The organism is Streptomyces sp. NPDC046379 (assembly GCF_055587785.1).
Genome location: NZ_JBVJFP010000030.1, coordinates 20988 through 27474, shown reverse-complemented (window position 1 = coordinate 27474; position 6487 = coordinate 20988). Strand labels below are relative to the sequence as shown.

Here is a 6487-nt window from a genome sequence, read left to right as displayed (position 1 = left end):
TGGCCTGGCTCGCCGGCTGCCGACGTCTCCACCGCCGCTACGAACGCAAAGCCAGCCACTTCCTGGCCTTTACCAGCATCGCCTGCACCCTCATCCGCTACCGACGACTGACCAATTGAGATGACTTGTTACTGGCCATCTGCTGTCTCCAGCCTCATCACATCGACCTGCCGCCAGAAAAGAACGGCCGCCGAAGCAAATCCGAAGACCCGACCTCAGTGACGCCCATCACACTCCCGTCAGGAGAATCCCGGGGGAGGACCAGACGTTCCCGTCGGCAGACTGGACGAAGCCGCGCCCCAACGCCGCCTTGGTCCAGACCGACATGGGCACGGAAGGTGGAGATGGCCTGGCGGGATACGTCGACGCCATAGACCTCGGCCAGGTGGGCCCGGGCCTCGCCGGTGGTCAGGCCCTTCGCGGCCGACGAGATGACCATCTCGTCGACGCCGGTCAGGCGCTTCTGCCGCTTCTTGACGATCTTCAGCTCGAAGGAGCCGTCCCGATCGCGGGGAACGGTGATTTTCACCGGCCCCGACGTCGGTCAGGACCGTCTCGGAGCGTTTGCCGTTGCGGACGTTGCCGCCGTTCTTGCCCGCCGGGTCGGCTTGTCATAGCCGAGGTGGTCGGTGATCTCGCCTTCGAGGGCGGACTCCAGCAGCCGCTTGGTCAGCCGCTGGAGCAGCCCACCCTCACCGGTCAGCTGTAGGCCCTCGGCCTGGGCCCGGCTCACCAGCTCGTCGATCAGCTCGTCGATCAGCTGGTCGTCCACAGCCTTCGCCGACGCAGCCGCTGCCAACTCGCCGGCCTCGTACTCGCCCAGGTTCTCACTGGTCATCGATGCATCCTCCATGATCGGGAAGCACACCGAACGATTTACAGACCCGACACCGGGACGACGCTGCCCGCCGTTTTGGCCTCCCACCCGGCAGTCATCGCACGTATCACTCGTGTGGAGGCCGAGAGAGCTGAGATGTGCAGCGAGGGCCGTGAGGGAAGCCACCGGGCCGGTTGAGCCCAGATCGGCATCTGCCTGGTCAGGGCCATCGCGGCACCGACGACTTTCCAGCATTGTTCTCTCCGATCAGGCACCCGAATCGAGAGAACGGCGCGTCTACCGGCTGAGGCCGCAGAAGTTGTCGGCCTTCGAGGGCCGCCTGACCCCGAGCAACAACTGACCACTCAACAACCAAGATCAGCCGTTAAAATTGACACACCCCAGAACCCACGGAACCCCCGGTATTTATTTCTTTCCGATCGGGGGAGCCGCTAGAAGTGGCTCCCCCGATCGCTTCGTTGGGCTGCTTGAGTTGAGGTGTCGGCTCGGACGGCTGAGCCGGAATGTGCACACCCAAGAGGCTGTAGGTGTAGGTGTTGATCTGGATGCTGAGCTTGCCGGTAAGCGGGAAGCAGCGCCGGCTAGTTGGGTCAGGTGGTTCAGTGTTGAGGGGGAAGGCCGCTATCACCAAGTCCCTTGAAGCGCCATATTATGAGAGCCAAGACTGCGGCAACAATGCCGATCCCGATCCATGCTTCACTAATTCCTTGCGCCATAATCAGGTAGAGCAAAAGCAGGACGCATGGTATGGAGGCAATGGTTGTCCATCGCAGATTTCGACGAGTCCTGCTGGCGTCGGTGAAGCTGCCGTTCCCCATGCTTTTCCTTCCGGATTAGGCGGGAGGGGCCTTAGCCCCTCCAGCATTGCGACAACTACTTAATCTCCCTTGATGGCGCCGGAAACAATCTCGCCGGCGTAGAATCCCACACCCGCGCATACAGCGGGTGCCACAGCCGCTCCCACTGCTGTCCCTGCGGTCAGGGCGCCGCAGCCCTGTTCCGACAGCCCAGCCAGCCACGCTGGCCCACGCAGCACGGGTGTCGCCTTGAAGCGCGGCAATACCGGTGTTGACCAGATCACTGCTTTTGCCTAGACCCTCGAGAACTCCGCCAATGCTGAGTGTGCCGTTGGGGTCGATGCGGTTGACGGGGTCGCCTTCGGCGTAGGGGTAGGGGTTTTTCTCCTGGCCGGAGGGGTCGGGCTGGGTGAAGCGGCCGATGTTGGCGTCGTAGTAGCGGTGCTGGAGGTGGTAGAGGCCGGTGGGGTCCTGGTAATTGCCTGCGAAGCGGTAGGGCTGGGCGACCGGTTCGGAGGACTGGGCCAGCAGGCGCACGCCGCGGGGGCTGTAGGTGTAGGTGTTGACCTTGTTGCCGTCCGCGTCCGCCAGGGCGACCACGCTGCCGATGGCGTCGGTGAGGTAGTAGTACGTCTTGCCCCCGGTCGTCATGGAGTTCAGCGTGCCCCCGGGCTCGCGGGTAAATCGGAGCGGGTTTGAGGAACAGCCGGTGCCCGGCCTCGTGGAGGCTGTGGCGGGCATCGCCGGCGGAGTAGGCGGTGTCGCCGAAGACGTCCATCCGCCAAGGAGGAGAAGTCCGGGGCGGTCACGGACTCCTGGCAGTACTGCTACGACCTTGCTGGGCGTCGTTGTAGGTGTAGGTGGTGCCGCGCGGGCACCCCTGGTCGGTGCCCTGCGAGGTGAGGTTGCCAGCGAGCTGACCGCCAAGTCCAACACAGTAGGAGAAGCGGCCCGCGCCGTCGTAGGAGTAGGTGCGTTTGGCGTTGCGGACGTGGTCCGTGCTGGTGCGGATCTTGCTGCCGTCGGTGGCGGCGTCGGTGCCGTAGCCGTAGGTGTAGGCGAGGTCCACCAGGGTGCCCTGCGGGGAGGTCGCCTTGATGGACGGGAGCGTTCCCGCCGACCCCTGCCTGAGGGCGGCGGCGACGAGGTGGTCGGCGTGGTCAGGGTTGCCGGGGGGAGTTGTCGGATCGTGATCGTGGTCGGGCCTTCATGGTTGGCGTCATGGTCGGGGCCGGCTGATGCCGTGATCCGTGAACGCGGCACCCGCACGAGGGGTGGTGCCGCACGGAGCGGATACGGGAGCGGCCGGGATGAGGGACGTGGAGGCGGCGGGCGCCGACCGGATGGTGGTGGCGGTGCTCGTGCGGTACGGGATGGCGACGACGGAGCAGCTGCACCTGCTCCTGACGCCCGGAGAGCGGATCGGGCACACCCGGCGGCGGCTCGCACAGTTGCGGGCCGAAGGGGTGGTGGACCAGATCGCGGTGAGGAGGGCCGGTCGGGTGCGGGTGTGGTTCCCCACCCGCTGCGGCAGCCGGCTCAGCCGGAGGTGGCGCGGGAGGAACGACGGCCGCACTGCCCGCCCCTGCCGAGGCTGCTGTTCGTCCTGGACGGCACCGCAGCGGCCGGGGTGACGAGCGGATCAGCGCGCTGAGTTCGACGGCCGCCGAACCGGACACGGCCCGCTTCCTGCGGGACGTTCCCGTGCTCGCCGCGACGCTGACCGACATCCTGCGGGCCGGGCCGGGCGCGCCGGTCCGGCGGTCCCTGCACGACCCCGAGCGGCGCGTGCCCTGGACCGCCGGTGCCGCCGGTCAGGGCTCGGGCCACGGCCTGGAGGAGGCCGGCGCGGGCTGGCCTGCGCACTTCGCGCAGCTGGTGCGGCGCGAGCCGCCGGCGTGCGGGCATGAGCAGCGGCGGGCCGGGTAACAGGACCGGCGGCTGACAAGCAGCGGATCTGCGGGTGCCGGCGGGGAAACTGGCGGGGCGGTGGCGCACACGAAGACCTTTGGGCCTCGAACCCCGACCACGGCCCGCACCAGACCCCAACTACGGACCCCGACCACGGGCCACGGCTACCCCAACCATGCAGGTCAGCCCACTGCGCAACACCAGCCCGGTGTGCACCGCGGTCCGCCGGTTCCCCGCCGAAGGTGGACAGTTCGGTGGAGCAGGTCGGTGACGGCGTCGTGGTCCGGGACGCTGGACAGGAACACCGCGGTGGCCTCCGCGACGTCGCTGCCGCGCTCGACGAGCAGCACGCGAAACAGCGTGAAAGACCTGGTGGCATCGGCACCTGGCCTGACCATGCAGGTCAGCGCCACAATGCGGATCGGGACGGATGTGCACTGGCAGCCGGGCGTCCGCGGCGTCCGGCGGGGCCGATGCCCGGGGTCGGCTGGGAAGTGAGCAGGCCGCTCCACTGATCCACGCACCCAGCTGACCCGCCACGCGCGCCGGGCGGCGGACGTCCTGACCACACTGCACGGACCGGTCATCGCCGGACCCCCGCTGCGGCTCCAACGTCGGGGACAGCGTCTCAGGGGCGGGGCTCCAGCACCTCCAGGGCGCCTGTCTGGGTGTCGTAGCTGCGCAGGGTGGTGAGCTGTGCCGACAGCGGCGGCGCCGGCAGCAGTTCGGGGATCCGCCGGTCAGCGAAGGCACCGGCCCGCCGGGCCCGGCCGAGCGTGATGTGCGGGCTCCAGCGCCCAGGTTCATGGAAAGGGTTGAGGGCCCCGGGCCGGCTGTCCGAGGCCACCGCCTCCCACACCCGGCGGTGCAGACCGGCCAGCGCGGAGTCGAGGTCCAGCGCCCAGGCCAACACCGACTCGAGCAACGGCCACCCTTCCCCTGTGCCGGATCTGCACGCCCGCACTTCCAGTGCCCGGCTGATCCACCGCCGACGGCGGTGGCCTGGTCACACCAATGCGGCCGGCAGGTCCTGCGCCCGTGGGCTTCAGCCCGGCCCCTACCGTGGCGGGAGGCACCAGGCATGGCCGCGGCGGCCGGGTTGCCCGCGGCGTTTCAGAGACACGCATGCGGTACCGCTGGTACCGTGGATACCATGTCGGATCCCAAAGCGATGAGCTTGCGCTTCCCCGACCCTGCGCAGCGGGCCGCTATCGCGGCCGCCGCCAAGCAGGCGGGGGTCAGCATGCAGGAGTACATCCTCTCCGCCGCCTATGACCGCGCGACCGCCGTGGAGCGCAGGTTCCTGGACGGTTTTGAGGCGTCCATGGCCCGCAGCGGCGCGGCTTTCGCTGCGGAGCCCAGCAGTCTGGATCCCGGTGCCGAACAGCGGGCGGCCGAGCAGGAAGCGCAGCGGGATCTCGGACAGCACCAGGAGCGAGGCCACGCCGCGTGACCCAGCCGGAACCGCTCCACCCGCTCGACGTCGCGTTCCTGCTGCATGCCGCCGAGCTGCTCGACGGTGATCCTCAGGTCGACGACCTCGGGCCGCTGTACGCCGCTGTCGCCCGGGTCAACGCCCGCGCGATGGAGCGCGACATTTACGGATCCCTGTATCTCAAGGCTGGGGCGCTGCTGCAGACCCTGGCGAAGTTGCCGTGCCTGGAGCACTCCAACGAAGCCTTCGCATGGCACGCGACCGAGGCTTACCTGATCCTCAACGCGCGCGAACTCGACTACCCGCCCAAGGCGGCGGTCGCGCTCGTACGGGACGCGGCCTCTGGATCGCTCGGCGTCGCCCGGACCGCCCGCCAGCTGCGCGACTGGACCGTCGCCTGATCCCGACGCGCCCCGGCGCCTCCCCGACTCGCTTATCAGCAGGTCGGGCAGGGTGCGGCGGTGTCCTTGCGTTGGCGTTGCGGATGACGGTGACGCCGTCGTGGCGAGCGGCGGCCAGGAGTGCGTTCTCGGTCACCGTGTCGCCGCGCTCGGTCAGCACGATCGGGCGGGAGTGCCGACACCACATGGCCACAACGTCACACGGGTCGGCCGGCGAGCGGCCTGCGATCGCGTCATTGGTCGTCAGCGGGTGATCGAGCAGTGCGGGTTCGATCCCTTCGAAGGGCTGCATCCGCCCTCGTGGGCACCGGGAGGCAAGGTCGGGGCATCGAGGAAGCCCTCGCCCGACTCTGAGCGGATCCCCGCCGTCGACGCCCGTCACTCGATGCCCCCTCGCTGGGCGGCCGGTGCGCAAGCGGGGAGGATGGGCACGTGGACTACGTCGATGCGCTGGTGGCACTGAGCCGTGTGACGGCCGAGCAGTGGGGCCTGGTCACCGCCGAGCAGGCTGAGCAGGTCGGCGTGGACACGGTCTGTCTCGGCGGTCTGGTCCAGGCGGGCGTGCTCGTGGTGGCGGGAGCGCGCGTGTTCCAGCTCGCCGGAGCGCCTCTGCCTCCTCATCTGGACATCAAGGTGGCCTGGCTCCAGCTGGAACCGGGCAGGCCCGCCTGGCAGCGGCTGACCGGCAACTCCGGCGTCATCTCTCACAGTTCGGCCTGCCGTCTGCACGGGCTGGGCGATCTGCCCGTCGGCATGGTGGAGATGCTCGCCGCCGACAGCGGCACGGTCGAGACAGGGGTGCGCGTGCACCATGAACCCAGGCCGGACCCCGCGCACATCACCGTCATGGACGGCCTGCCAGTGACCACAGTGGGACGGACCATCACGGATCTGCTGCACACCGGTCTGGACGGTGGCCATGTCGGGGGCGTGGTGGCCGACGCCGCACGCCTTGGCCTCGTCGACCTGCGGTCTCTGGCGCAGCAGGTTGCCGTGTTCGCCCCGGCGTATGGTCTGCCCGCGTCCGCGTCAGGCCATGACCTGATCAGTCGTCTGCTGGCCGACGCCGGCGAGCCGCCGCCCGAGCCGGTGGCGGACTGAGGCT

At 68.9% G+C, this 6487-nt stretch carries 8 protein-coding genes and 2 pseudogenes; 6 read left to right on the top strand and 4 right to left on the bottom strand.

Annotation, left to right across the window (positions count from 1 at the left end; genetic code table 11):
- Window positions 1–119, top strand: a pseudogene (locus ACZ6KF_RS32135) (IS5/IS1182 family transposase); the annotation flags it as partial.
- Window positions 120–337: 218 nt separating this feature from the next.
- Here the strand turns inward: ACZ6KF_RS32135 and ACZ6KF_RS32130 are convergent.
- The 3 genes and pseudogenes from ACZ6KF_RS32130 to ACZ6KF_RS32120 form a co-directional block, all read right to left on the bottom strand.
- A pseudogene (locus tag ACZ6KF_RS32130) lies at window positions 338–838 on the bottom strand (transposase); the annotation flags it as partial.
- Between the two features lie 833 nt (window positions 839–1671).
- Complete coding sequence (locus tag ACZ6KF_RS32125) at window positions 1672–2286, bottom strand: RHS repeat-associated core domain-containing protein (RefSeq protein ID WP_469160603.1); 615 nt, start codon at window positions 2284–2286, stop codon at window positions 1672–1674.
- Window positions 2287–2440: 154 nt separating this feature from the next.
- Complete coding sequence (locus tag ACZ6KF_RS32120; RefSeq protein ID WP_469160602.1) at window positions 2441–2704, bottom strand: hypothetical protein; 264 nt, start codon at window positions 2702–2704, stop codon at window positions 2441–2443.
- Between the two features lie 241 nt (window positions 2705–2945).
- Here ACZ6KF_RS32120 and ACZ6KF_RS32115 point away from each other — a divergent pair, with 241 nt between their 5' ends.
- Window positions 2946–3269, top strand: a complete 324-nt coding sequence (locus tag ACZ6KF_RS32115) for a replication-relaxation family protein (RefSeq protein WP_469160601.1) — start codon at window positions 2946–2948, stop codon at window positions 3267–3269.
- 70 nt (window positions 3270–3339) lie between these two features.
- On the top strand, window positions 3340–3564 hold the full coding sequence (locus ACZ6KF_RS32110) for a hypothetical protein (RefSeq protein ID WP_469160600.1): 225 nt from the start codon (window positions 3340–3342) through the stop codon (window positions 3562–3564).
- Window positions 3565–4174: 610 nt separating this feature from the next.
- On the opposite strand, the gene ACZ6KF_RS32105 is transcribed toward ACZ6KF_RS32110, so the two are convergent.
- On the bottom strand, window positions 4175–4471 hold the full coding sequence (locus ACZ6KF_RS32105) for a hypothetical protein (RefSeq protein WP_469160599.1): 297 nt from the start codon (window positions 4469–4471) through the stop codon (window positions 4175–4177).
- Window positions 4472–4699: 228 nt separating this feature from the next.
- Between ACZ6KF_RS32105 and ACZ6KF_RS32100 the strand changes: the two genes are divergently transcribed.
- The 3 genes from ACZ6KF_RS32100 (at window position 4700) to ACZ6KF_RS32090 (ending at window position 6483) form a co-directional block, all read left to right on the top strand.
- A complete protein-coding gene (locus tag ACZ6KF_RS32100; protein ID WP_469160598.1) occupies window positions 4700–4999 on the top strand; it encodes a hypothetical protein in 300 nt (99 codons plus the stop codon).
- Window positions 4996–5382 (top strand): fic family toxin-antitoxin system, toxin component, encoded by a 387-nt coding sequence (locus tag ACZ6KF_RS32095; RefSeq protein WP_469160597.1) that lies wholly within the window; start codon window positions 4996–4998, stop codon window positions 5380–5382. Before ACZ6KF_RS32100 ends, ACZ6KF_RS32095 begins: the two co-directional genes overlap by 4 nt.
- A 432-nt stretch (window positions 5383–5814) precedes the next feature.
- Complete coding sequence (locus ACZ6KF_RS32090; protein WP_469160596.1) at window positions 5815–6483, top strand: hypothetical protein; 669 nt, start codon at window positions 5815–5817, stop codon at window positions 6481–6483.
- Window positions 6484–6487 lie beyond the last annotated feature (4 nt).

Excerpts from the sequence above, each read along its gene's own strand:
- ACZ6KF_RS32125 (WP_469160603.1), bottom strand. The coding sequence starts at position 2,286 with ATGACGACCGGGGGCAAGACGTACTACTACCTCACCGACGCCATCGGC.
- ACZ6KF_RS32115 (WP_469160601.1), top strand. The coding sequence starts at position 2,946 with ATGAGGGACGTGGAGGCGGCGGGCGCCGACCGGATGGTGGTGGCGGTG.
- ACZ6KF_RS32100 (WP_469160598.1), top strand. The coding sequence starts at position 4,700 with ATGTCGGATCCCAAAGCGATGAGCTTGCGCTTCCCCGACCCTGCGCAG.